Source organism: Acinetobacter dispersus, from assembly GCF_009884975.1.
GTDB lineage: Bacteria > Pseudomonadota > Gammaproteobacteria > Pseudomonadales > Moraxellaceae > Acinetobacter > Acinetobacter dispersus.
Map to the genome: position 1 here is coordinate 3043056 of NZ_CP041970.1, position 25295 is coordinate 3068350.

Sequence of the window (25295 nt, forward strand, 5' to 3'; positions counted from 1 at the left end):
TAAATCAAGTTCTTTGTTCAAGATCAGGTTTAACTGATCTTTTATGAATCGATTATCAGCTTTACATACAACTGCTTGGGTGTTGTATAGTCAAGCCTCACGAGCAATTAGTATTGGTCAGCTTCACACGTCACCGTGCTTCCACACCCAACCTATCAACGTCCTAGTCTCGAACGGCTCTTTAGAGGAATAAATTCCTAGGGAAATCTTATCTTGAGGTAGGCTTCCCGCTTAGATGCTTTCAGCGGTTATCCCTTCCGAACATAGCTACCCGGCGATGCGACTGGCGTCACAACCGGTACACCAGAGGTTCGTCCACTCTGGTCCTCTCGTACTAGGAGCAGATCCTCTCAAATTTCCAGCGCCCACGGTAGATAGGGACCGAACTGTCTCACGACGTTCTAAACCCAGCTCGCGTACCTCTTTAAATGGCGAACAGCCATACCCTTGGGACCTGCTTCAGCCCCAGGATGAGATGAGCCGACATCGAGGTGCCAAACACCGCCGTCGATATGAACTCTTGGGCGGTATCAGCCTGTTATCCCCAGAGTACCTTTTATCCGTTGAGCGATGGCCCTTCCATACAGAACCACCGGATCACTAAGACCTACTTTCGTACCTGCTCGACTTGTGGGTCTCGCAGTTAAGCGCGCTTTTGCCTTTATACTCTACGCGTGATTTCCGACCACGCTGAGCGCACCTTCGTACTCCTCCGTTACTCTTTAGGAGGAGACCGCCCCAGTCAAACTACCCACCAGACATGGTCCTCGCCCCGGATTACGGGGCAGAGTTAGAACCTCAACATTACCAGGGTGGTATTTCAAGGACGGCTCCATTGGAACTAGCGTTCCAACTTCAAAGCCTCCCACCTATCCTACACAAGTAAGGTCAAAGTTCAATGTCAAGCTGCAGTAAAGGTTCACGGGGTCTTTCCGTCTAGCCGCGGGTACACCGCATCTTCACGGCGAATTCGATTTCACTGAGCCTCTGCTGGAGACAGCGCCGCCATCATTATGCCATTCGTGCAGGTCGGAACTTACCCGACAAGGAATTTCGCTACCTTAGGACCGTTATAGTTACGGCCGCCGTTTACTGGGGCTTCGATCAAGAGCTTCGCTTACGCTAACCCCATCAATTAACCTTCCAGCACCGGGCAGGCATCACACCCTATACGTCCACTTTCGTGTTTGCAGAGTGCTATGTTTTTAATAAACAGTTGCAGCGGCCTGGTTTCTGTGGCTGCCAATAGCTCAGGGAGCAAGTCCCATCACCGTCAGCAGCGTACCTTCTCCCGAAGTTACGGTACCATTTTGCCTAGTTCCTTCAGCAGAGTTCTCTCAAGCGCTTTGGTCTACTCGACCTGACCACCTGTGTCGGTTTCGGGTACGATTCCTGTGTAACTGAAGCTTAGAGACTTTTCCTGGAAGCATGGTATCAGCCACTTCACTGTACAAGTACAGCTTGCTATCAGCTCTCAGCATAGAGCACCCCGGATTTGCCTAAGATGCATGCCTACTGCCTTCCACCTGGACAACCAACGCCAGGCTGACTTAACCTTCTCCGTCCTCTCATCGCATTACACAGAAGTATTGGAATATTAACCAATTTCCCATCGACTACGCCTCTCGGCCTCGCCTTAGGGGTCGACTCACCCAGCCCCGATTAACGTTGGACTGGAACCCTTGGTCTTTCAGCGAACGGGTTTTTCACCCGTTTTGTCGTTACTCACGTCAGCATTCGCACTTCTGATACCTCCAGCATACTTCTCAATACACCTTCATCGGCTTACAGAACGCTCCCCTACCACTTACGCTAATGCGTAAATCCGCAGCTTCGGCACATAGTTTTAGCCCCGTTACATCTTCCGCGCAGGCCGACTCGACTAGTGAGCTATTACGCTTTCTTTAAAGGGTGGCTGCTTCTAAGCCAACCTCCTAGCTGTCTATGCCTTCCCACATCGTTTCCCACTTAACTATGATTTTGGGGCCTTAGCTGGCGGTCTGGATTGTTTTCCTCTTGACTACGGACGTTAGCACCCGCAGTCTGTCTCCCGGATAGTACTCATTGGTATTCGGAGTTTGCATCGGTTTGGTAAGTCGGGATGACCCCCTAGCCGAAACAGTGCTCTACCCCCAATGGTATTCGTCCGAGGCGCTACCTAAATAGCTTTCGGGGAGAACCAGCTATCACCAGGCTTGATTAGCCTTTCACCCCTATCCACAAGTCATCCCCTGGCTTTTCAACGACAGTGGGTTCGGTCCTCCAGTTAGTGTTACCCAACCTTCAACCTGCTCATGGATAGATCGCCTGGTTTCGGGTCTATACCCAGCAACTAAACGCCCTATTAAGACTCGATTTCTCTACGGCTCCCCTATTCGGTTAACCTCGCTACTGAATATAAGTCGCTGACCCATTATACAAAAGGTACGCAGTCACCGAACAAGTCGGCTCCCACTGCTTGTATGCATGCGGTTTCAGGATCTATTTCACTCCCCTCACAGGGGTTCTTTTCGCCTTTCCCTCACGGTACTGGTTCACTATCGGTCAGTCAGGAGTATTTAGCCTTGGAGGATGGTCCCCCCATATTCAGACAAGGTTTCACGTGCCTCGCCCTACTCGTCATCATTGTGTGTGCCCTTTCGTGTACGGGAATATCACCCTCTACGTTCGCACTTCCCAGAGCGTTCCACTAGAACACACACAACTTAATGGGCTGCTCCCCGTTCGCTCGCCGCTACTAAGGGAATCTCAATTGATTTCTTTTCCTAAGGGTACTGAGATGTTTCACTTCCCCTCGTTCGCTTCATAAGCCTATGTATTCAGCTTATGATACCCGCCTTATAGCGGGTGGGTTCCCCCATTCAGAAATCTCCGGATCAAAGGATATTTGCCGCCTCCCCGGAGCTTATCGCAGGCTATTACGTCTTTCATCGCCTCTGACTGCCAAGGCATCCACCACATGCACTTAATTACTTGACTATACAACCCCAAACAGTCGTTAACACATACAAGTGAGTGTTATCGTTGCAAACTTAATTGCTACCATCTGTTGTCCTGTGAATTTAATCACCGTACAGCTTCAATCTAATTCATATACCAAAACGCTTGATTCAGTTAATTTGCTAGTTCTCAGATTAATTCTTCATCCAACTGCAATACTTACGTATTACCGTTAGTGTCAAATTAATCGAGTTTGAACAATTTATTTCAGACTCAATTTTCTAATCTGTTAATGATTAACTACCACCTCGTCGGTGTGTAGTAAACTGTGATAAATCACAGAACTTAATAAGCTATCTACTTACTAAATTCTATAAGCTATCTTGGAATTCAACTTTCGTTTTACATCACTTTGTAATGTATGGTGGAGACTAGGAGAGTCGAACTCCTGACCTCCTGCGTGCAAAGCAGGCGCTCTACCAACTAAGCTAAGTCCCCAGCTTATCATTTAATGAACGACATATCTTTCAATCTAAGCTACTGCAATCAGATTTGGTGGGTCTGACAAGACTTGAACTTGTGACCCCACGCTTATCAAGCGTGTGCTCTAACCAACTGAGCTACAGACCCTCAGATACATCTTCGAAGAACAACTTGTTGTGGATTCTTACCGATCGTCAATCTTTCGTTAAGGAGGTGATCCAGCCGCAGGTTCCCCTACGGCTACCTTGTTACGACTTCACCCCAGTCATCGGCCACACCGTGGTAAGCGTCCTCCTTGCGGTTAGACTACCTACTTCTGGTGCAACAAACTCCCATGGTGTGACGGGCGGTGTGTACAAGGCCCGGGAACGTATTCACCGCGGCATTCTGATCCGCGATTACTAGCGATTCCGACTTCATGGAGTCGAGTTGCAGACTCCAATCCGGACTACGATCGGCTTTTTGAGATTAGCATCCTATCGCTAGGTAGCAACCCTTTGTACCGACCATTGTAGCACGTGTGTAGCCCTGGCCGTAAGGGCCATGATGACTTGACGTCGTCCCCGCCTTCCTCCAGTTTGTCACTGGCAGTATCCTTAAAGTTCCCGACATTACTCGCTGGCAAATAAGGAAAAGGGTTGCGCTCGTTGCGGGACTTAACCCAACATCTCACGACACGAGCTGACGACAGCCATGCAGCACCTGTATCTAGATTCCCGAAGGCACCAATCCATCTCTGGAAAGTTTCTAGTATGTCAAGGCCAGGTAAGGTTCTTCGCGTTGCATCGAATTAAACCACATGCTCCACCGCTTGTGCGGGCCCCCGTCAATTCATTTGAGTTTTAGTCTTGCGACCGTACTCCCCAGGCGGTCTACTTATCGCGTTAGCTGCGCCACTAAAGCCTCAAAGGCCCCAACGGCTAGTAGACATCGTTTACGGCATGGACTACCAGGGTATCTAATCCTGTTTGCTCCCCATGCTTTCGTACCTCAGCGTCAGTATTAGGCCAGATGGCTGCCTTCGCCATCGGTATTCCTCCAGATCTCTACGCATTTCACCGCTACACCTGGAATTCTACCATCCTCTCCCATACTCTAGCTGACCAGTATCGAATGCAATTCCTAAGTTAAGCTCAGGGATTTCACATCCGACTTAATCAGCCGCCTACGCACGCTTTACGCCCAGTAAATCCGATTAACGCTCGCACCCTCTGTATTACCGCGGCTGCTGGCACAGAGTTAGCCGGTGCTTATTCTGCGAGTAACGTCCACTCTTCCTAGGTATTAACTAGGAGAGCCTCCTCCTCGCTTAAAGTGCTTTACAACCAAAAGGCCTTCTTCACACACGCGGCATGGCTGGATCAGGCTTCCGCCCATTGTCCAATATTCCCCACTGCTGCCTCCCGTAGGAGTCTGGGCCGTGTCTCAGTCCCAGTGTGGCGGATCATCCTCTCAGACCCGCTACAGATCGTCGCCTTGGTAGGCCTTTACCCCACCAACTAGCTAATCCGACTTAGGCTCATCATTTAGCGCAAGGTCCGAAGATCCCCTGCTTTCTCCCGTAGGACGTATGCGGTATTAGCATTCCTTTCGGAATGTTGTCCCCCACTAAATGGCAGATTCCTAAGCATTACTCACCCGTCCGCCGCTAAGTGATAGTGCAAGCACCATCACTCCGCTCGACTTGCATGTGTTAAGCCTGCCGCCAGCGTTCAATCTGAGCCATGATCAAACTCTTCAGTTTAAAATCATTAGTAGCTTATGGCTACAAATCTTGGCTCATCAATTTTCTGACTAAAAATTCGCTCAAATAAACTTCGAGAAATTTCTACCATTCAATCAATGAAATATTTTCGATCGATCAATCAGTAAAAATCCACACAAGTTGTTCTTCTATTCTCTTAATGATCTCTTTATCGCCTCGTCAGCGATAAATTAACGCAATGAATATCTAACAACTTAACCAGTAAAGCTAAGTTATTTTTGCTTCATCGCGTCGGGATGTGTGCATTATAGGAGATTTTTTTTGGTGTGCAAGCTTTTTTAAACCCTTGTTTTATTGAGTGTTCTTTTTTTACACACAAATATGTTTAACAAGCGATCAATACAGCTGTAACCATATAAAATTAAAGCAGAAATATTTTAAACATATTTCTGCTTTGCTTTTTACTTATTGTTCTTTATCTGAACACTGATAATTTTGATTGGCTGTTTTGGCACATTTTGATGCATTCCGAAGTTAGCTGTCGGTACTTTTACAATCTTGTCGACAATATCCATACCTTTAGTCACTTTACCAAAAACGGCGTAACCTGCATCCATTGGCGATTTATTTAAAAAGTTATTATCTGCGACATTAATAAAGAATTGGCTACTTGCAGAGTTTGGATCTTGGGTACGTGCCATTGCTAAAGTACCGCGGGTATTTTTCAAACCATTACTGGCTTCATTCACGATCGGTGCTTTGGTTGTCTTCTCCACCATGTTTGCATCAAGACCACCACCCTGCACCATAAAACCAGGAATCACACGATGGAAGATCGTACCCGTATAGAAGTTGCTTTTTACATAGCTTTCGAAATTCTTTGCAGACACAGGTGCTTTATCATCAAAAAGTTCGATTTCGATGTTCCCCATACTGGTTTTCATATCAATCATGGTATTTGCAAATAAATGGCTGCTTGCCAAAATTAACCCTGTTGTCATAAACAACTTTTTCATCATTGCTTTTCTCGGCTTGAACATAGATTTGTTGTGAAAGCTCATCTTAGTTTTGCAAATCTAATTTTGCTATTTCTATTTGTTATCTTTAAAACAAAAAACCGATGTTTCACGTGAAACATCGGCTCGTACTTTATTAACTATGTTTATCCCAAAACTTTCTAAAGTTTTTGGCAACTTCAATAGTATTACGTTTGGCCTTACTTGAGACTGGCGTGAGGTTAATAAAGCCATGAGTCTGATCTGGGTAATCCACGTATTGGACTTTAACTCCGTTTTGTCTGAGCTTATGACTATAGATTGCACCCTCATCATGAAGTAAGTCATGCCCCGCAGTAATCACATAAGCAGGTGCCAACTTTCTGAGGCTTCCATAGGTTGGTGAGATTAACGGATCGTCTAATGCAACATTATGCTGTGTTGCATAATAGTCAGTCACATAATCCACATCTTTACTGGTCAGTACCAAGCCCTCTCCATAGGCATAGAACGAAGGATGACGGCTTTTGAAGTCAACGACAGGATAAATCAATAGCTGTGCTTGTGGCGCATAAGCTTTACCCACGGAGTGCTGTGCAACGACCGTACTAATATTGCCACCCGCACTATCCCCTGCAACAGCAATGCGATTCTTATAAATTTTCAATTGACGGCGATTTTGATATACCCACGCCAAGGCATCTTCACAAGATTTAATCAATAACTGTGGTGATGCTTCGGGTGCTAATGGATAGTCAATACTTAATACTTGTACTTTTGCATACTTGGCAATTAAGCGACACGCTTCGTCATGTGTATCTAAACCACCGACCACAAAGCCACCACCATGATAGAACACAATAATCGGTAGCTTTTTATTTGGCGCAGGATGATAGTGTCTGGCAAAGACAGTCCCACTTTGTAGAGGAAGACGAATATCTTCAACCGATGCAACCGAAGTTGGTTTATTGATGATTGCCAACATTTGCGCGTCAAATTGACGGCGAGACTCAATCGGATCATCACCAATGAAGCCAATGCGCCCTTGTTTAATTTGGACAGCCATCAGACATTTGGTAAATGAATCTAAATCTGGATATTGGTGCGGATAAGCTAAAATCTTAGCCAAGGACTCTTGTACGATTTTGGGGAGCTTATCGAGTGCTCGTGCAGCAGGACCTTGTCCTTTATCTAAAATCGTCTGAATTTTTTGAGGTAATGCTGTCACTTTTGTCCCCTTCTTCGCTCTGTCCATAATTCTTGTTGCCTTCGACTATATGCTTTTATAAAGTCTTAGATCAAGTTCAAGATTTCAAAATTATGTCGTACGCTAAAGGGCTATTCTAAAAAAGTCATTAACCATTGTGCTTATTACCACTCACTTTTTATGTCAACTCAATCGTGTCTTACAAGTTCGTTTTTCAAAACTATAAAACTAGAACTAATGTCTTAGCTCTAGTTTTATATCACTTTTAAAGTGTCAATTTTATGAATTAAGTCGATTCACACATTATGTATAGCAGTACATAACAGCGATTGAAATTAAGGTTGGCATCTCCGATTCAATCTCATGCTCATCGGCTTAATAAAAAAATTATTGCGCAGAACCGCCTGCTGAACCAGACACAGAACCTGAAACGTCAGCAGAAGCACCGCCAGGTTGAACATCTACCGAAGTACCTGCTTGCACACCAACACCACCTTGTACACCTGATGGGCTTGCACTTGTTGTTTGAGCTGAACCAGAAGCATCCAACCCACCTTGAGTTGAGCAACCCACAGCTGTTAATGCAACACCAGATACAACCATAGAGATCAATGCTAACTTTTTCATTGTGTATTTCCTTTCATTATGACAAAAAGCAAAGTTGTCTTTGCGTTGCCTATAATTCACAATTTTTTTCTTAGACGTGATGCGTATTAGTTGCAGTTTGTTATGCAAGCAGCACTGTTTTGCAATTTTTCTTAAATAGACTACGTTCATGTTTCACATATTCTGTAATCGGTGCAGCTTTGCTAAGGTGTTATGAATTAAGTGGTTTCATTCGTTTGGTCTTTATTTCTGATGCAAAAAAGCATTTATCTTATTTTTTTATAATTCATAGAAAGACTGCACAATCTTCTTAAAAGATTACAATTAGGTAATTTTGATTAAAAATAAGTGTAGTGCACATAAAAAACCGTGATTTTTCATCACGGTTTTTGCAATTTCCTAATTTAAGTTTAAGGCCACTGCATTTCACCTTTAACCACTTTAGCACCCAACTCCAAACTGCTCGACTCACCTAAAGCAGGGTACTGCTTTTGCATAGCTTTGATTAATTCGGCCGAGTTTTTAGTCACTTTAACCGCTTTTTCATACTGCTTTAAATAGTCAATTGAAAAGTTAACTGCATCCAAACCTTCAGCTGCGCCTGCTTTCATATGCGCAGGCACAACAACTTTAGGGTTTAAGGCTTTAATGCTTTCCAATGTTTGAACAACTTCAGCACGATCTTTCACTGTAGGAGTATCTGCTGTCCATAAATGAATGCCTGATGACACAGGAATACCACCGACGACAGCTTTAACACTTGGAATCCATAAGTAAGTAAGTTCTTTCTTACCTTTAATTTCGATGCTTTCATTTTCAAGCTTTAAAGTTTTTGCGGTATACGCTTGAGGAACAATGATTTGACTCGGTGCATTAGCCCCCATTTTTGGTCCCCAATACTGTACTTTCAGTGCTTGAGTATCCTGAATATGTTTCACTGTTTCAGGTGTCGCAATGATTTGTACATTCGGGAAGTACTGTTTAAATACATCTAAGCCAAAATAGAAATCTGGGTCGCCATAGCTGACAAAAATGGTTTTTAAGGTTTTACCGCTATCTAAGATATCAGCCGCAATACGCAATGCTTCCGATTTAGAAAATTGCGCATTCACCAATAACACTTCTTTTTCACCTTCAATCAAGGTTGAAGTCACACCGAAGTGCTCAGGTTGAGCCAAAAAGTTTTGGATTTTTAAATCTTGTGCGAAAGCAGCAGATGTTGCTGCCAAAGTTGATAAAGCAATAATATAAGGTTTGGTATTCATCTTATCGTCTCCAATCTGATAAGAGACACTTTAAATTGCAATTATTGCTGAATAAACACTCTAAACTAAGATAAAATGTTGCATATCTTGCAACAATGATAATAACGATGGACACATTAAAAGCCATTCAAGTCTTTGTTTGTATTGCACATCAAGGCAATCTGAGCAAAGCTGCTGAACATCTCGATTATTCTAAAGCGATGGTCTCTCGTTACTTAGACCATCTCGAACAAACCTTTTCGACACGGCTGTTTCAACGCAATACCCGAAAAGTATCGCTTACGCCTGCTGGTGAAAAAGCATTGGTCTATTGCGAAAATATTTTACAACAGCAACAACTATTAGAAGGCTTGGCCGCGCCAGAACAGCACAGCGGTACCATCCGTTTTACCTGTGGCTTATTTTTATTTCAGCTTGGCGTGAATGAATGTATTAAGCAATTTAAAAAACGTTATCCCCAGATTCATTTTGATGTCTATTTAACGGAAAATACCGTGGACTTAATGGATGCTCATGTTGATCTTGCTTTGAGGATTACCCAGAAAGTTGCAGATGGACTGATTGCACGCCCTGTATGTGAAATCGAATCAACTTTTTGTGCTCATCCTCATTATTTACAAGACCACACTCCCCTGCTACATCCCAGTCAACTCATTCAACATGAATGCATTGCCCATCACACCCATAATCAATATTGGACATTGTTTGATACAGATCAGCAACCCCAGAACTATCCTTTAAATGTTACGTTTAAAAGCAATGATGTGATCGCGCTTTATCAGATGTGTCTTAAAGCACAAGGTATTGCGATGCTGCCAACCTTGCTGGTGCGTAAAGATATTGCTCAACAACGTTTGCAACAGGTGTTTACCGATTTTTCTGCACCCGATCTCACCTTATCTTTGGTTTATGCATCCAGACAACATTTACCGAAAATAACCCAAGAATTTATTGCTTTTGTGATTGAAAACTTAAAATTTTACTTAAATCAGCAAAATTAAAAGATTTAAATCGACCTGAACGCTTGAATTTTGTCGCGTTGCCCATACTTCATCCCTATCTATGAATGACCAAGATGTGGCAGTTCGGGTTTAACCCTATGAGCATTAACGCCAGAAGGACTGTACATGTTTAAGAACTTTTTTCAACGGAGATCATCAATGGCTAATGAGCACAATGAGCAAGCTCAAGACATTCAAAATGAGCAACAAACTGAACAAACTCAAGCTGAAGGTGTAGAGCAAGCAAACGAGCTTAGCGTTGAAGATTTACAAGCTCAAATCACTAAACTCGAAGAAAGCTTAAAACTCGAAAAAGCACGTACAGCCAATGCTGTTTATGAAGCACAAAAGAGTGTTGAACGTATTCAACGTGAGTCTGAAAAGCATAAAGAGACTGTGCTTGAAAAATTTGCGAAAGAATTATTGGATTCTGTCGATAACCTAGAACGTGCAATTCAAGCTGCGGGTGAAGAACAAACACCTGTACTTGAAGGGATTAAGCTCACTTTGAAATCACTACTCACCACGCTTGAGAAGTTTGGCGTTGTCGAAGCAGATACCCAAAATGGTTTCAATGCCGATTTACACCAAGCCGTAGGTATCGACCCGAATGCCAAAGCCAATCAAATTGGTACTGTTTTACAGAAAGGCTATACCTTAAATGGTCGTTTACTTCGCCCAGCGATGGTCATGGTCGGTCAATAAGGTAAAAATTTGAGAGTTTTTTGATTTTTTTTCACAAAAATGCTTGAAAAAAACCGATTAACTCTCATATCGAATAACAAGCAAAACATTGCAACAAAATTTTAGAGGAACACAATCAATGGCAAAAATTATTGGTATTGACTTAGGTACTACCAACTCATGTGTTGCTGTACTTGAAGGCGATAAAGTAAAAGTAATCGAAAATGCAGAAGGTACGCGTACAACTCCATCGATCATTGCATATAAAGATGGCGAGATCCTTGTTGGTCAAAGCGCGAAACGCCAAGCGGTAACTAACCCAAAAAATACATTATTCGCAATCAAGCGTTTAATCGGTCGTCGTTATGAAGATCAAGCGGTACAAAAAGATATCGGTCTTGTACCTTACAAAATCATCAAAGCAGACAATGGCGATGCTTGGGTTGAAGTAAACGATAAAAAATTAGCACCTCAACAGATCTCTGCTGAAATCTTGAAAAAGATGAAGAAAACTGCAGAAGACTATTTAGGTGAAACAGTAACTGAAGCAGTTATTACTGTTCCTGCTTACTTTAACGATGCACAACGTCAAGCAACTAAAGATGCAGGTAAAATTGCAGGTCTTGATGTTAAACGTATCATCAACGAACCAACTGCTGCTGCACTTGCGTTCGGTATGGACAAAAAAGAAGGCGATCGTAAAATCGCGGTTTACGACTTAGGTGGTGGTACATTCGACGTATCAATCATTGAAATCGCTGACCTTGATGGCGACCAACAAATCGAAGTGTTATCAACAAATGGTGATACTTTCCTTGGTGGTGAAGACTTTGATAACGCATTGATTGAATTCTTGGTTGAAGAATTCAAGAAAGAACAAAGTGTGAACTTGAAAAATGATCCACTTGCGTTACAACGTTTGAAAGAAGCTGCTGAAAAAGCAAAAATCGAGCTTTCTTCATCGAATGCAACTGAAATCAACCTTCCATACATCACGGCTGATGCGACTGGTCCTAAACACTTAGTGATCAACGTAACACGTGCAAAACTTGAAGGTTTGGTTGCTGACTTAGTTGCTCGTACGATTGAGCCTTGCCGTATTGCACTTAAAGATGCTGGTCTTTCGACTTCTGACATCTCTGACGTAATCTTGGTTGGTGGTCAGTCTCGTATGCCACTTGTACAACAAAAAGTACAAGAATTCTTCGGTAAAGAGCCACGTAAAGACGTGAACCCGGATGAAGCGGTTGCGATTGGTGCTGCGATTCAAGGTGCGGTATTGTCTGGTGACAAAACTGACGTACTTTTATTAGACGTAACACCGTTAACTTTAGGTATCGAAACAATGGGCGGTGTATTGACTCCGATCATTGAGAAAAACACCACGATTCCTGCGAAGAAATCACAAGTGTTCTCTACAGCTGCTGATAACCAGCCTGCAGTAGACATTTCAGTTTACCAAGGTGAACGTAAAATGGCTCAACAAAACAAATTGTTGGGTAACTTCCAATTAGGCGATATCCCACCTGCTCCACGTGGCGTACCGCAAATTGAAGTATCGTTCGACATCAACGCTGATGGTATCTTGAAAGTATCAGCTAAAGATAAGAGCACTGGTAAAGAACAATCGATCCAGATTAAAGCAAACTCAGGTTTGTCTGATGCTGAAATCGAAGCAATGATCAAAGATGCTGAAGCGAATGCTGAAGAAGATCGTAAGTTTGAAGAGTTAGCAAAAGCACGTAACGAAGCGGATGCGCTTGTTTCTAGCTCGACGAAAGCAGTAAAAGATCTTGGTGATAAAGTTACTGAAGATGAAAAAACTGCGATCACAACTGCGGTTTCTGAGCTTGAAGCAGCAACTAAAGAAAATGATGTTGAAGACATCAAAGCGAAAACTGAAGCTTTACAAAACATCTTGATGCCAATTACACAACGTGCTTATGAACAAGCACAAGGTGCAGCTGGCGGCGCAGAAGGTTTTGATCCAAATGCATTCCAAGGTGGCGATGCAGGTCAACAACAGAAAGCGGACGATGGCGTTGTAGATGCTGAGTTCACCGAAGTTAAAGATGACAAAAAATAATTTGTCTCTTTAGAAAAGACCGCGCGCAAGCGCGGTTTTTTTTGCATTAAATTCTTATAATCAATACTTATTTCGCTATTGTAGAGGCGGCATGGAGACCATCCTGTTGGGCTGTGCTCACAATGAATTAAAACCAATTGATAAAAAGTGGTTATTAGATAGATTTAGATTGATCAAAATACAACTCACTTAGAATCGGCATAAACAAAGGTACGACACCACAGGCTTTAATTTCATCTAGAAATTCAGCAATATTCACCCCTGGCAACAACTGCGGTGGCGCATCAATTGGTGTGACCATCGTATCCCAATGACATGGAATAATGTATTTCGGCTTGAGTATTCGCACCACATCTTTGACATAATTCGGGCGATATTTACGCCCAATCGCACACAGACACACGATATCTGCCTGTCTGCCCTGCAACTCTTGTTCAATAAAATCGGCGGAATCGATGTGAACAACACGCAGTTGCCCCGTATCAATCCACCAGTTCAATACCAATCCATGTCGCAACTGATGAAACTTCGGGGGATATGGTGGTGGTGTGGTCATATCTCCTGCTAATGGAACACGACCAAACAGCGCCTTACCATGGATTGAAGGCAAACCAACCACTTGCCACGCGCCACAGTGAATCACCTCTCTGCCGTGTGTGGCTTGCATCTGTTGCTCAGGTAAGCCTGCGGAACGCCCATACATCACACTGGCCTGTGAACCAATCAGGCGAGCACCTGTTTGTTTGCAAACTTCTGCGGCATCCAGAATATGGTCATAATGCGCATGCCCAATCAACACCTCATCCGCATCAGGGATATAGTGTTTGACCAATGCTGGATCGCTAGATAAAGGTTGAGTAAAGGTCTGCCAAAGACTTGGGCGGCTAATAAAAGGATCAAGTACTAAGGTTCGATTGGCATCAGACAAGATAAACCCCGCAGTCCCCAAATATTTAATTTTTAGATTTTCTGCCTTTGCTGGTGCGGGAGAAGCCGCAGCCCATGCAACATCAGGTGCTTTAAGTAGATATTTCAACATGCATGTTCCTTTGCATTTTTATTGATATTCAGCAATAAAATTCAATATGGCAGCTGTTCAAATGAATAACAAGTAACTGGAAGATTGTTCCCTTCCAATCGCATCATCAGCATAGCAGTTTAAATAAACTGAGCTTTTTTTCTGTATAATCCAAAACATTAAAAGAATCATACCTAGACAGAAGATGAAAACTGATCCCGTAATCACTAAAACTAAATTTAGATTAATCCTTATATCTTCACTACTTTGTTTTTTTCTAAGTGCAATATTTGATGCATACGATGCAACCTCCATTGAAATTAGTGAGCTGTTATCCAAAGATATTCAGCACTGGGAATTGGTCTTTTCAGGTCTGCTTAGTATCGGTTTTTTTGTTGTATTGATTGGTTTGCTACTATTTAAAGAGTGGGCAAGAAAGATTTATGTCTATAGTTTTTTCCCACTGTTACTTATTTATCTTTTACCAAGCTATTCTTGGACATTCATGTCTGGTTTTGGCGCCATTTTTTATGAGCTAGGGAACATACTTTCTACGCTTATCTGGGGAGTTTTAGTCGTACCAAACCTGTATCAACCGTTATTTAAAAAAAATACTGAATGAAACTCGCCATCATTATTGCATTACTGCTCTTTATATTCTGGTCGGGTTATCAAACCCGCCAACACCCACAACTTAAATTTAATTCGCTCACTGATCGTATTAGCAGCCCCTTTGATACTCGCCTGCGCTATCGTATCGCCGAAGTTGACCCGCGCTTTAAACTCAGCATAGAACAAGTGAAAGTAATTAGCCAACAAGCGACCCAAATCTGGAAAGATGGTACTGGGCAAGATTATTTTGTTTACGATCCGCATGCGCAACTTGCAATCCACTTGATCTATGATGAACGCCAACAAGAAAGTGAACAACGTCGGGAACATTTAAGTCAGCTACAATCCAATCAGCAGCATTGGCTAGAAAAAAAACAAAAACTTGATCAAATCGAACAGGAGATTATTCGTAGTAAGCAATTTCTCGATTTAAAACAACAACAGCTTAACCAACAAATCCAATCCTACAATCAAGAACAACAAAATGCACAGCAAAACCGAAACTCGATTGCCAATCTTGAATATTTTCAACAACGACAGCAGGCCTTAACGCAAAATGTGCAGTTATTACAGCAAGAAATTAATCAATATAATCAGAGAATCGCAGAGTTAAATCAGCAGATTGATGAGCTCAATGCTTTGGATCAGCAACTGAATGCTTCAGTCACTCAATATAAACAACGCTTTAAGCCCCACTTATTTCATAAGGGTTTATTTAATGGTAAACAGATTCTAATTTATGAATTTGAATCTGAAGATGATCTACGTTTAACACTTGCACATGAATTAGGTCATGCATTGGGAATACAACATAGCGATGATCCTCAAGCGCTGATGCATCCGATCATGAGAGATCAAGATACAGTGCATTTCCGTTTAACTCAGTCAGATCGTGATTTGTTGTTGGCAAGATAGCTGCCGCAGAATATTACTGATAAAACACCGACTCAAACAATAAAAAATGATGGACGATAAATGTCACAAATAAACAAATTTTTATCTAAAATTCAAAAACTTTACCATTTTATATAATATTTACAAAAGTTAACAATTAGGCGATTTATAGGGTTTCTTTACGTCGAATTTTCCATTTTTCATTAGGGTGAATTTAATACCTTGATATTTTTAAGCTTATGCTTAAAAAACACATAAAGCATCATTTTTATTATTGTGCAAATCATTCGATTCATTTTTTTATTTTTTGGAAAAAAGTCACAGTTTTTACTTTTAATTATTAACTAGATAGCATTTTGACGCTCGCAAAATAATGAGGAAAAATAAGTCTTTATTTGGGGAGATTTACAATGCGAGTTCATTATCTAGCAGTCTTGATTGCTTGTATAAGCATGATAACGCCTCAATTGAGTAATGCCCAAACCAATACAAATCCTATTGATGGACATCAGCATCAAACCATTAAAAAAACCTTACATTACCGTATCTCGGATATCGATTCCCGCTTCAATCTCAGCCAGCAACAAGTTCTTGAACTCACCCAACAAGCCACTAAGCTTTGGGAGCAAGAAACAGGACAACAAAATTTTATTTATGATCCACAAGCTGAATTTACTATTAATTTAGTTTTTGATGAGCGCCAGCAACGCAGTGTCGATCGTGTACAGAGTTTAGATCAACTTAAACAACAGCAAAAACTATGGGAAAATCAAAATCAGCAATTGCAACTGATAAAAAATGAGATCCAAAGAAGCACCGCATCAATTGCCAGCAAACAAGCTCAATTGAATGCCCAATTCCAGCAATATAATGCAGAAGTACTCCGTTTCAACCAAACACGTTCTACCTCTAAAGATTTGGCTCAACAATTCTCTCAAAGACAAAAGATGTTGGAACAACAATCATTATTACTACAGCGGGAAGTTCAAGAACATAATCAACGAACACAACAACTCAACCAAAGCATTCAAAACCTAAATCAAAACAATCAACAGTTGGTGGCATCGGCAAGTCAATTTAATCAGGTATTTCAGCCGCATTTACTGCATAAAGGTCATTTCAATGGCAAACAAATCCTGATTTATGAATTTTCTTCTGCAAATGATCTACGTTTAACACTCGCACATGAATTTGGACATGCTCTCGGTCTAGAGCATACCAATGACCCACACTCACTGATGTACCCTGTTATTCAAAAACAAAACTTCCAGCAATTTGCACTCACCGATTCAGATAAAGATTTGGTAAAAGCCATTTATTGATAACAACAACGGTTTTTGTTTACAAGAATTAACATTGACTAGACTCTAAGTATAGTTTTTGTACAAAAGAATAAATATTTTATGTGAAATAGAATGTATTTTTTAGATGTGTGAAAAACCTATTTTTTAAGTACCACGTTAAAATTTCAGCGATTCAATACATCCAAAAATAAAAAATAAATATTTGTTCTCATTTTATTTTTAGATCATTTAATAAACGAATTGCTTTTATTTATCATAATTTTTCATCCCTATTTCTACAAATGTATTTTTATTCATTTTCCAGAAATATCTTAAAAAGTTATAAGAAACTATATAGACCATCAATTTGACTAATGGTTTTAATTGAATAAAATGTGATCTCTTTCATGTTTTATCTCCCGTTATGCGTCTTTTGTCTCTCCTGATGGCTGCATGTTTTACCTTGCTAGCCCCTGCTCCCGCTTTTGCTAAAATTTCTTCGACTGCATCGGCGCAGTCGCAAGTTCGCTATAGTACAGAACAGCCTCTACGTTACCGTATTGCTGAGCTTGATCCACGCTTGAATATCAATCATCAGCAAATGATCGAATTAAGCCAACAGGCTGCTGCAATTTGGGAAAAGAACACAGGTCAAAAATATTTTGTTTATGATCCTGATGCCGATTTCGTGATTAATCTCGTTTTTGACCAGCGTCAAATTCGTAGTATGAAACGTGCTGAAAGCTTAGGCCAACTCGAGCAAGAACAACAGGATTGGCTCAATCGAAATGAGAAATTACAGCAGATCAATGCAGAACTGACTGAAAGCAATGCGCAGCTTGAGCTTCAAAAACAAGCCTATGACACTCAGGTTCAGCAATATCAGCAAGGCTTAGCACAATATAAGGCAGACAGCAGCAATAAAGCATTATTCTCTACACTGCAAAAACAGCAGCAACAATTGCAACAACAAGCCTTAACGTTGCAAAAAAAAATTGCTGAATACAACCAAAAAGTTCAACAAAATCAGTTAAAAGCTGAAAAAACCAAACAAATTCACCAACAATTAAGTGCTTCTGTAAATGAGTTTAATGAAACTTTTAAGCCTGAAGTGCTGCACAAAGGTCAATTTGATGGAACACAGATTTTTATTTATGAATTTTCGTCTACTGATGACCTACGCTTAACGCTAGCACATGAATTTGGACATGCATTGGGCCTAAAACATACCCGTGATCCGAAGTCATTAATGTATCCACGGATTAAAGAACAAGATGCCAAAGATTTTCAGCTCACTGATACAGACCTAAAGTTACTCGGTTTGGCTGATTAAAACAGATCTCTTCAACATGATCGTTAGATATAAGATGAAGTGCTAAGCAATAACAAGAATGGGTCGATTGTTTTGATTTATTCATGTTATTGTGGAGTTAAAACATCATCTTAGCCTTAACGGAGATCAGCATGAGTTATTATCATATCTTAATTGAAGTGAACGACCACATCAGTACGATTGAACAGACTCGTGATATCGAACTCTTAGATATTCAAGATATTAGCCCCTACTTACACTCGATTTTAATTCCTTATTTCAATGAGCAAGAAGTCGAGTTGGAAGATGAAAACGTGCCTTATAACGAGATTCTACATTTAGAAGTCAAACAGACTTTATTGCCGATCGAACATTTAATTGAAGAAGAACAAAAACAGTTACCAAGTGATACTGATGTCACCATCACAGCTTATGAAATCTTTAATGATCGTGATTTAAGCCAAGATGTCACTGCCGTGATTTTTGATATTTTAGAAGCAGTTAAATTAGACGCTGCACCCTAAATATACAAATAAAAAAGGTCTGCAATGGGCAGACCTTTTTTATTTCATCTGATACAGATTTATTGCATCATTTGCTTCGCCTGTTCCTGACGGAACGCACGTAAAATTTGTTGTCCTGCACGTCCAGTCTGATTTAAACCGAGACGGCTTTGCTCTTGACGAATGGCCTGACGACTTTTATCACCAATCAAACCATCGACTGCACCAATATCATAGCCACGTTGCACTAAAAACTGTTGAATTTCACGACGTTCTGCACGGGATGTTCCTGCATCATCGGTTGGCCAAGCGGTTAAAAATGGCGTGCCACCACGTAAACGATCCGATAAATGCGCAATGGCTAAACCATAGCTTTCAGCCGCGTTATAACTATAAATTGCATCGAAGTTTTTAAATACCAGGAATAATGGACCATTAGCACCCGCTGGTGAAATCAGTCCCGCTGGCGTACTGCCCGATAGATTACCTTGAATCAATGCAGTGCCATCAGCGCGGGTTACCCCTTGTGCAATCCAGCTATTTAGTGCTTTCTTATTACGACGACTTTCACCAGAGATCGACATCCCTTGTGGAATTTTGACTTCAAAACCCCATGGCATGCCAGTTTGCCACCCTGCCCGTTTTAGGAAATTAGCGGTTGAAGCTAAGGCATCGGTGGTACTTGAAACCAAATCACGACGACCATCACCATCAAAATCTACGGCTAAGCGCTCATAGGTTGATGGCATAAACTGAGTATGGCCAAATGCACCAGCCCATGAACCATAAAGTTGATCTTGGGTTAAATCACCACGTTGTAAAATACGCATGGTGGCAAAAAACTCGCCACGGAAATAACTTTGACGGCGACCTTCACAGCTCAAAGTACCCAATGCCTGTAATAAAGGATATTTACCCGAAATATCACCATAGTTACTTTCGACGCCCCACACTGCTACGACCGTTTCGGCAGGTACACCATAGGCCTGCTCAACTCGGTTCAAGACGGCACGATGTTGAGTAAGTTTTTGCTGCCCTGCTTGTACGCGCTCGTTATCCACAAGGCCAGACAAATAATCCCAGATCGGTGTCGAAAATTCAGGCTGATAATTTAATTTATCAATCACGGAATAATCAGGCGTTAAATTTTGCGTATAGCGATCATAGGTTGCGCCTGATACACCTGATGCGATTGCCTGCGAACGCAAATTGGCAATACAGCCCTGAAAATTGGAATTTGGCGTATAATTACTGCTGGCAACAGTCGCTGTTGTGGCTGGTGTCGAAACTGTTGCACCGTTAATCACAAGCTCGGCATGCGCCTGATTGAAAAAAGTAAATAAGGCAGTGCCTAGAAAAAAAGAAAAATGACGTTTCATGACTGAACCAAAACTTTTGAATTTAAATTTCCTCTCCACCTTAACACGCTATATGAAGATGTATAGTTTGGAAACGTAACTTTGAATTCATTTCTCTGGTTTTAAATTTAAAACACTGCTTTTAAATTCATAATTCAGGCTTTCTTTTAAATTTAAAAGTTATCAACAAACCTAATTTAAATTCAAAAAATACAATACTGGATAACTCGATCGTTTAAATTTAAAAAACTTATCCACTTTTAAATTCATTTCTTCGAGTTAAATGGCAAGTGATTCAAACAGAACGCCAAAGAAAACAATAAGCTTTTATTTTTCATATCATTATTATAGAGACAATAGATATCCACATCCTATCATTTAAATTTAAAAACCTGTTATCACCTTATTTTTAAATTTAAAACGGGATCTCTATTTTGAATTTAAACCCCATAAATACTTATCCACTGTCATTTAAATTCAAACAACAATCACTATTTTAAATTCAAAATATCAAAAACAAGTTATCCACAACAGGCTCTTTCTGTATTTTTAAATTTAAAAAGCATATGAAATAAAAAAAGCGATCCAAAGATCGCTTTTTTTAGGAATTGTGGATAAGTTTAGATGCTCATATCATCGGTTAATGCCAGAGGAACAGGTAATATTTTCGCCAATTGGCGGCATAAATCTGTTAAATCACCTGAATGATTTGGCATTAAAGTAATATGTCCAAGCTTACGGCCAGTACGCTCAGACTTATTATAGAGGTGTAAATGTGCGCCATTCAGTGCCAAAACATCTTCTGACTTGGGATGCTGACCAATAATATTGATCATCACACTTGGGCGAATGACTTCAGTTGCTCCCAATGGTAAGCCAGCAACTGCACGGATATGGTTTTCAAATTGCGAGCAAATCGCACCTTCAATCGACCAATGACCTGAGTTATGCACACGACACGCCATTTCATTGGCGCATAAACCTTGTTCCGTCACAAATAGTTCAAGTGTGAGAACACCCACATAATCTAAGTGCTTCAGTAAACGGGTAATATAGTCTTGCGCAACAGGCTGTAAATCAGCGCTATTTGGTGCAGGTATGATTGAGTGTGATAAGATGCCATTATGATGGTGATTCTCAGCCAAAGCCCAAGTTTTCACATCACCATTTTGCCCACGTACCGCAATAATCGATACTTCGCGGCTAAATTTGACAAAACTTTCTGCAACCAAGCTTTTTGCAGGACCTAATTCAGCCCAAGCGGTCTCAATTTGATCTTCAGTGCGTAAAACGAATTGACCTTTACCATCATAACCACCCGTTACGGTTTTCAATACGATGGGTAATCCAAGATCCGATACCGCTTGTTTTAAGCTATCTAAGCTGTCCACAGCGCGATACGGCGCAACAGGAATGCTCAACTCATCAAACAAACGTTTTTCAGCCAAACGATTTTGTGCAGTCGCCAAAGCAAGGCGAGGAGGGTGCAAGGTTTTGCTTTGTGTTAAAACATCCACATCTGCAACAGGCGTATTTTCGAACTCAAGACTAAATACATCCGCGCTTGCAATAAAATCCTGTAATCCCTGTACCGTTTGGCTCGAAAAAACTGGACCCAAAATCGCAGCAGGGCAATCTGTTTCTGCTTCAAAGAAGGTGCATTGAATATTAAGTGGTAACGCTGCTTGTGCCATCATCCGGCCTAGCTGCCCACCACCAAAAATACCGATGGTTTTATTCATGTTCAGCCCCGTTACACTTGACCAGGAATGTTATTACTCGATACTTTTTCGGTTTGTGCAGTACGGAAGTCAGCCACATTTTTAGCAATGTCTGGACGAGTTAAACCTAAAATCTGTGCCGCCAGAATTGCAGCATTCGTCGCACCAGCCTGACCAATTGCCAAAGTACCTACGGCGATACCTGCTGGCATTTGTACAATCGAAAGCAATGAATCAACACCATTCAAAATCGATGATTTAACCGGTACACCCAATACAGGTAAATCAGTTTTAGCAGCACACATACCTGGTAAATGTGCAGCACCGCCAGCACCCGCAATAATTACGTGAATACCACGTTCACGAGCTGTTTCAGCATATTCAAATAAACGATCTGGCGTACGATGCGCAGAAACCACTTCAGCTTCAAAAGGAACACCCAACTGTTTGAGCATGTTAGCGGTATGTTCAAGTGTTGCCCAATCTGATTGAGAACCCATGATAATTCCGACTAAAGGTTGGCTATCTGTTGCGACCGCATTCATTGGCTTTTCCAAAACATGATAAAAATAGACAAGTATCTCGACTTACGCCAAGCACAAGGGAATAAATTGGCACATATTATAGCGGTTTTTTCAGGCATCCCCAACAAAAGAACGCGTTAACTGACGCCTCGAAAAATTAGCTTTGATTTCTAAAAACAAAGTAGACACAGCCCATTAAACATAGCATCGCCCAGATGTAATCGAGTTTGAAGGGTTGTTTAAACACAAAAATCATAAAGGGCACAAACACCATTAACGTCACCACTTCCTGAGTGATTTTCATTTCACCCAGACTCCAGCCATGCTGGTTGAGCAACTTGGTGGCAGGAATCATAAAACTGTATTCCAGCAAGGCAATACACCAGCTAAATAAGATCGCCTGCCAAATGGGCGCATCATGCAGAATTTTCAGATGCCCATACCACGCCAAAGTCATAAAACAGTTGGAAATAATCAACAAACATAACGCTAAAAGAGTAGGGCTCAACATAATGTGCTTTTATCCAGATAAAGGTTGAACAGCAGAGGTGAAATGCTTGTAAAAACGCTGAAATTTTAGCATTCATCTATGCAATTAGAACTAAACAACAACAACGAATTTTGACTATCTTTTCCATGCAAGCCTTGCTATCGTTGCGTTTGATTTTTATTGATAACGACAATCATACACACGATATCAGTGCTGTATGAAAAGCAGTGGAGAAGGCGCGTTATGCATCTGCATATTTTGGGTATTTGTGGCACATTTATGGGGTCTTTGGCTCTACTCGCACGAGATTTAGGACATAAAGTCACAGGTTCAGATGCCAATGTTTATCCACCAATGTCGACTCAACTGGAAAATGCAGGTATTGAATTAATGCAGGGCTATGACCGTAGTCACTTGCAACCCCATCCTGATCTTGTGATTGTCGGCAATGCCATGAAACGTGGTATTGATGCGATTGAATACATGCTGAATGAAGGCCTTCCTTATATTTCTGGTCCACAGTTTTTGGCAGACCATGTGTTACAAGGCAAACATGTGCTTGGTGTCGCGGGTACACATGGTAAAACCACTACCACCACCATGCTGGCTTGGGTACTTGATCAAGCAGGCTTAAATCCAGGTTTCTTGATCGGTGGCGTACCGCTTGGTTTTAGTGAAAGTGCACGTTTAGGTGGTGGCAAATATTTCTGTGTAGAAGCAGATGAATATGATTCTGCTTTCTTCGATAAACGTTCTAAGTTTGTTCACTATCACCCTAAAACAGCAATTTTAAATAACCTTGAATTTGACCACGCCGACATTTTTGATGATCTCGCTGCGATTCAAAAACAGTTCCATCATTTAGTCCGTACCATTCCAAGTGAAGGTCGTATTATTGCGCCAATTACTGAAACTAATATTGATGAAGTATTAGAGCAAGGCTGTTGGACGCCTGTGCTTCGTACCAGTCTAGAGCCAAATGATCAAGCAGTGTTATCTGCTGAGTTGATCAGTGCCGATGGCAGTCACTTTAAAGTGCTTGAACACGGTAAAGTGATTGGTGAAGTGAAATGGAACATGACAGGGCAACACAGTGTTGCCAATGCTTTAGCAACCATTGCGGCTGCACAACATGTGGGTGTCAGCCTTGAACAGGCGTGTGAAGCATTATCCAACTTTGGTGGTGTTAAACGCCGTATGGAGCTGTTAGGTACGGTGCGTGGCATCGAAGTCTATGATGACTTTGCCCACCACCCAACTGCGATTGAAACCACACTCGACGGCGCACGTAAACGTCTAGGCGAACGTAAGCTGTGGGCGATCATTGAACCACGTTCGAATACCATGCGTATGGGCAGCCACAAAGATGGTTTGGCACATTCAGCACGTTTAGCTGATGAAGTGATTTGGTATCAGCCAGAAGGCTTGGATTGGGATCTACAACCTGTGATCTCAGCATCATCAAACAAAGCTGAAGTCAGTCGCTCTTTAGATGACATCATTGCCCGTGTGGTTAATGAAGCAGGTGAGGGCGATGCTGTGGTGATCATGTCCAATGGTGGTTTTGGTGGTTTACACCAAAAGTTAATTACAGCTTTGTCGTAATCTAGCTCATAGCCTACTTTCATAATCTAATCTTGTCACAGTATTCACTATCGTGACAGGCGGCATGGATGCCGCCAGTTGAGCAGGGGTGACATGGATGTACCCTCTGCTCAACAAAGGATTTTTGTTACTTTTCATCCCTGAAAAGTAAGGAAACGCCTATACCCAAACAACTCGACTATTCAGCCTATATGAGGCTGTGAAATATTGCCGAATAAACATATTTATCCATGCATTTAAAATTGCAATCAACTCAGTTTATTCACAAGTTTCAACGGCAGAATCTTCATTGCAATCCCCATTGGCAACCACGGCCACTGCGGCACATACGCCTTCACGGGTTCCTTCTCAATCGCCTCCACCAGAGCCTTGCTTCCGGTTTTTTCATCCACTTCAAACGGTAATTTCTTCGCACCTTCATTCAATTCAGTACGAATATAACCCGGGAAAATCGTTGAGACTTTAATTGGCGTATTCAACAACTCAGCACGAATCCCTTCGGCCAAATGCGCCACCGCGGCTTTACTGGCCGCATAAGTCGACAAATGCTTCGGTAAACCACGCATCGCACTCATGGATGAAATCACCACCAAATGCCCTTTGTTTTGCGCTCTAAAGATTTCAACTGCTGCTTCGCATTGCGCCAAGGCAGAAATAAAATTGGTTTCTGCTGTAGCACGATTCACTTCAAAATGCCCTTTACCAATACGGCGGCCATCACCGACGCCTGCATTGACAATAATTCGGTCAATCGTTCCAAATTCTTGCTGAAAGGCTTTAAAAACCGTAAACACATCATCGTAATGAGTCACATCAAGGGTCTTGATTTTGACCTGAATCGAAAACTGGCTTTGTAACTGTTGTTGTAGAGCTTCCAAACGCTCTAAACGTCGTGCACACAGTGCAAGATTGTAGCCTTTGGCGGCAAATTCACGCGCCATACCTGCGCCCAAGCCTGAACTTGCCCCTGTAATTAAAATCGTCTTTGCCATGCCTGCCACCT

General features: G+C 41.7%; 19 protein-coding genes, 2 tRNA genes and 2 rRNA genes. 9 read left to right on the plus strand and 14 right to left on the minus strand.

The window, feature by feature from the left end; genetic code table 11:
• Positions 1–86 precede the first annotated feature (86 nt).
• From FPL17_RS14005 to FPL17_RS14040, 8 genes are all read right to left on the minus strand, one after another.
• A 23S ribosomal RNA gene (locus FPL17_RS14005) occupies positions 87–2979 on the minus strand.
• Positions 2980–3362: 383 nt separating this feature from the next.
• Positions 3363–3438: transfer RNA gene (locus FPL17_RS14010), tRNA-Ala, on the minus strand.
• A 55-nt stretch (positions 3439–3493) separates the two neighbouring features.
• Positions 3494–3570, minus strand: a tRNA-Ile gene (locus FPL17_RS14015).
• A 59-nt stretch (positions 3571–3629) separates the two neighbouring features.
• A 16S ribosomal RNA gene (locus FPL17_RS14020) occupies positions 3630–5167 on the minus strand.
• The 16S and 23S rRNA genes sit together here with 2 tRNA genes alongside, the layout of an rRNA operon.
• Positions 5168–5589: 422 nt before the next feature.
• Complete coding sequence (locus FPL17_RS14025) at positions 5590–6147, minus strand: peptidylprolyl isomerase (protein ID WP_005186344.1); 558 nt, start codon at positions 6145–6147, stop codon at positions 5590–5592.
• A gap of 133 nt (positions 6148–6280) precedes the next feature.
• On the minus strand, positions 6281–7351 hold the full coding sequence (locus tag FPL17_RS14030; RefSeq protein WP_212749402.1) for an alpha/beta hydrolase: 1071 nt from the start codon (positions 7349–7351) through the stop codon (positions 6281–6283).
• 366 nt (positions 7352–7717) lie between these two features.
• Positions 7718–7957, minus strand: a complete 240-nt coding sequence (locus tag FPL17_RS14035; protein WP_005186334.1) for a hypothetical protein — start codon at positions 7955–7957, stop codon at positions 7718–7720.
• Between the two features lie 389 nt (positions 7958–8346).
• Entirely contained in the window at positions 8347–9201 is an 855-nt protein-coding gene (locus tag FPL17_RS14040; RefSeq protein ID WP_159885650.1) for an MBL fold metallo-hydrolase, read from the minus strand.
• A 107-nt stretch (positions 9202–9308) separates the two neighbouring features.
• On the opposite strand from FPL17_RS14040, the gene FPL17_RS14045 reads away from it, so the two are divergent.
• From FPL17_RS14045 to dnaK, 3 genes are all read left to right on the plus strand, one after another.
• On the plus strand, positions 9309–10202 hold the full coding sequence (locus tag FPL17_RS14045) for a LysR family transcriptional regulator (protein ID WP_005186330.1): 894 nt from the start codon (positions 9309–9311) through the stop codon (positions 10200–10202).
• Positions 10203–10361: 159 nt separating this feature from the next.
• Positions 10362–10907, plus strand: a complete 546-nt coding sequence (gene grpE, locus FPL17_RS14050) for a nucleotide exchange factor GrpE (RefSeq protein WP_005186322.1) — start codon at positions 10362–10364, stop codon at positions 10905–10907.
• 118 nt (positions 10908–11025) lie between these two features.
• Positions 11026–12972 (plus strand): molecular chaperone DnaK, encoded by a 1947-nt coding sequence (gene dnaK, locus FPL17_RS14055; RefSeq protein WP_005186321.1) that lies wholly within the window; start codon positions 11026–11028, stop codon positions 12970–12972.
• 154 nt (positions 12973–13126) lie between these two features.
• Here dnaK and FPL17_RS14060 read toward each other — a convergent pair whose 3' ends face one another.
• Entirely contained in the window at positions 13127–14011 is an 885-nt protein-coding gene (locus tag FPL17_RS14060) for an MBL fold metallo-hydrolase (protein ID WP_159885652.1), read from the minus strand.
• Positions 14012–14195: 184 nt separating this feature from the next.
• On the opposite strand from FPL17_RS14060, the gene FPL17_RS14065 reads away from it, so the two are divergent.
• The 5 genes from FPL17_RS14065 (at position 14196) to FPL17_RS14085 (ending at position 18615) form a co-directional block, all read left to right on the plus strand.
• A complete protein-coding gene (locus FPL17_RS14065; RefSeq protein ID WP_159885654.1) occupies positions 14196–14612 on the plus strand; it encodes a hypothetical protein in 417 nt (138 codons plus the stop codon).
• Positions 14609–15517 (plus strand): matrixin family metalloprotease, encoded by a 909-nt coding sequence (locus FPL17_RS14070; RefSeq protein WP_159885656.1) that lies wholly within the window; start codon positions 14609–14611, stop codon positions 15515–15517. The genes FPL17_RS14065 and FPL17_RS14070 overlap by 4 nt, the downstream gene beginning before the upstream one ends.
• Before the next feature lie 389 nt (positions 15518–15906).
• Complete coding sequence (locus FPL17_RS14075; RefSeq protein ID WP_159885658.1) at positions 15907–16818, plus strand: matrixin family metalloprotease; 912 nt, start codon at positions 15907–15909, stop codon at positions 16816–16818.
• A 385-nt stretch (positions 16819–17203) separates the two neighbouring features.
• Positions 17204–18112: a matrixin family metalloprotease gene (locus FPL17_RS14080; protein ID WP_159885660.1), complete on the plus strand. Its 909-nt coding sequence runs from the start codon at positions 17204–17206 to the stop codon at positions 18110–18112.
• A gap of 131 nt (positions 18113–18243) precedes the next feature.
• The gene (locus FPL17_RS14085; RefSeq protein WP_159885662.1) at positions 18244–18615 is read left to right on the plus strand and encodes a hypothetical protein; all 372 of its coding nucleotides are present in this window, start codon (positions 18244–18246) and stop codon (positions 18613–18615) included.
• 59 nt (positions 18616–18674) lie between these two features.
• Here the strand turns inward: FPL17_RS14085 and FPL17_RS14090 are convergent, their stop codons facing one another.
• The 4 genes from FPL17_RS14090 to FPL17_RS14105 all read right to left on the minus strand — a co-directional run bounded on the left by FPL17_RS14090 (position 18675) and on the right by FPL17_RS14105 (position 22708).
• Positions 18675–19973 (minus strand): lytic murein transglycosylase, encoded by a 1299-nt coding sequence (locus FPL17_RS14090; RefSeq protein WP_151716963.1) that lies wholly within the window; start codon positions 19971–19973, stop codon positions 18675–18677.
• Between the two features lie 599 nt (positions 19974–20572).
• Complete coding sequence (locus FPL17_RS14095; RefSeq protein ID WP_159885664.1) at positions 20573–21694, minus strand: 5-(carboxyamino)imidazole ribonucleotide synthase; 1122 nt, start codon at positions 21692–21694, stop codon at positions 20573–20575.
• An 11-nt stretch (positions 21695–21705) separates the two neighbouring features.
• Positions 21706–22218, minus strand: a complete 513-nt coding sequence (gene purE / locus FPL17_RS14100) for a 5-(carboxyamino)imidazole ribonucleotide mutase (protein WP_159885666.1) — start codon at positions 22216–22218, stop codon at positions 21706–21708.
• Positions 22219–22354: 136 nt separating this feature from the next.
• Complete coding sequence (locus FPL17_RS14105) at positions 22355–22708, minus strand: DMT family protein (protein ID WP_005186310.1); 354 nt, start codon at positions 22706–22708, stop codon at positions 22355–22357.
• A 222-nt stretch (positions 22709–22930) separates the two neighbouring features.
• Between FPL17_RS14105 and mpl the strand changes: the two genes are divergently transcribed.
• Positions 22931–24292: a UDP-N-acetylmuramate:L-alanyl-gamma-D-glutamyl-meso-diaminopimelate ligase gene (gene mpl, locus FPL17_RS14110; protein ID WP_159885668.1), complete on the plus strand. Its 1362-nt coding sequence runs from the start codon at positions 22931–22933 to the stop codon at positions 24290–24292.
• A gap of 248 nt (positions 24293–24540) precedes the next feature.
• Here the strand turns inward: mpl and FPL17_RS14115 are convergent, their stop codons facing one another.
• Complete coding sequence (locus tag FPL17_RS14115; RefSeq protein ID WP_159885670.1) at positions 24541–25284, minus strand: SDR family oxidoreductase; 744 nt, start codon at positions 25282–25284, stop codon at positions 24541–24543.
• Between the last annotated feature and the right edge of the window lie 11 nt (positions 25285–25295).

Excerpts from the sequence above, each read along its gene's own strand:
- FPL17_RS14115 (WP_159885670.1), bottom strand. The coding sequence starts at position 25,284 with ATGGCAAAGACGATTTTAATTACAGGGGCAAGTTCAGGCTTGGGCGCA.
- FPL17_RS14060 (WP_159885652.1), bottom strand. The coding sequence starts at position 14,011 with ATGTTGAAATATCTACTTAAAGCACCTGATGTTGCATGGGCTGCGGCT.
- FPL17_RS14085 (WP_159885662.1), top strand. The coding sequence starts at position 18,244 with ATGAGTTATTATCATATCTTAATTGAAGTGAACGACCACATCAGTACG.
- mpl (WP_159885668.1), top strand. The coding sequence starts at position 22,931 with ATGCATCTGCATATTTTGGGTATTTGTGGCACATTTATGGGGTCTTTG.
- FPL17_RS14045 (WP_005186330.1), top strand. The coding sequence starts at position 9,309 with ATGGACACATTAAAAGCCATTCAAGTCTTTGTTTGTATTGCACATCAA.
- FPL17_RS14080 (WP_159885660.1), top strand. The coding sequence starts at position 17,204 with ATGCGTCTTTTGTCTCTCCTGATGGCTGCATGTTTTACCTTGCTAGCC.
- FPL17_RS14065 (WP_159885654.1), top strand. The coding sequence starts at position 14,196 with ATGAAAACTGATCCCGTAATCACTAAAACTAAATTTAGATTAATCCTT.
- FPL17_RS14025 (WP_005186344.1), bottom strand. The coding sequence starts at position 6,147 with ATGATGAAAAAGTTGTTTATGACAACAGGGTTAATTTTGGCAAGCAGC.
- dnaK (WP_005186321.1), top strand. The coding sequence starts at position 11,026 with ATGGCAAAAATTATTGGTATTGACTTAGGTACTACCAACTCATGTGTT.
- FPL17_RS14075 (WP_159885658.1), top strand. The coding sequence starts at position 15,907 with ATGCGAGTTCATTATCTAGCAGTCTTGATTGCTTGTATAAGCATGATA.
- grpE (WP_005186322.1), top strand. The coding sequence starts at position 10,362 with ATGGCTAATGAGCACAATGAGCAAGCTCAAGACATTCAAAATGAGCAA.
- FPL17_RS14035 (WP_005186334.1), bottom strand. The coding sequence starts at position 7,957 with ATGAAAAAGTTAGCATTGATCTCTATGGTTGTATCTGGTGTTGCATTA.
- FPL17_RS14095 (WP_159885664.1), bottom strand. The coding sequence starts at position 21,694 with ATGAATAAAACCATCGGTATTTTTGGTGGTGGGCAGCTAGGCCGGATG.
- purE (WP_159885666.1), bottom strand. The coding sequence starts at position 22,218 with ATGAATGCGGTCGCAACAGATAGCCAACCTTTAGTCGGAATTATCATG.
- FPL17_RS14105 (WP_005186310.1), bottom strand. The coding sequence starts at position 22,708 with ATGTTGAGCCCTACTCTTTTAGCGTTATGTTTGTTGATTATTTCCAAC.
- FPL17_RS14090 (WP_151716963.1), bottom strand. The coding sequence starts at position 19,973 with ATGAAACGTCATTTTTCTTTTTTTCTAGGCACTGCCTTATTTACTTTT.
- FPL17_RS14070 (WP_159885656.1), top strand. The coding sequence starts at position 14,609 with ATGAAACTCGCCATCATTATTGCATTACTGCTCTTTATATTCTGGTCG.
- FPL17_RS14040 (WP_159885650.1), bottom strand. The coding sequence starts at position 9,201 with ATGAATACCAAACCTTATATTATTGCTTTATCAACTTTGGCAGCAACA.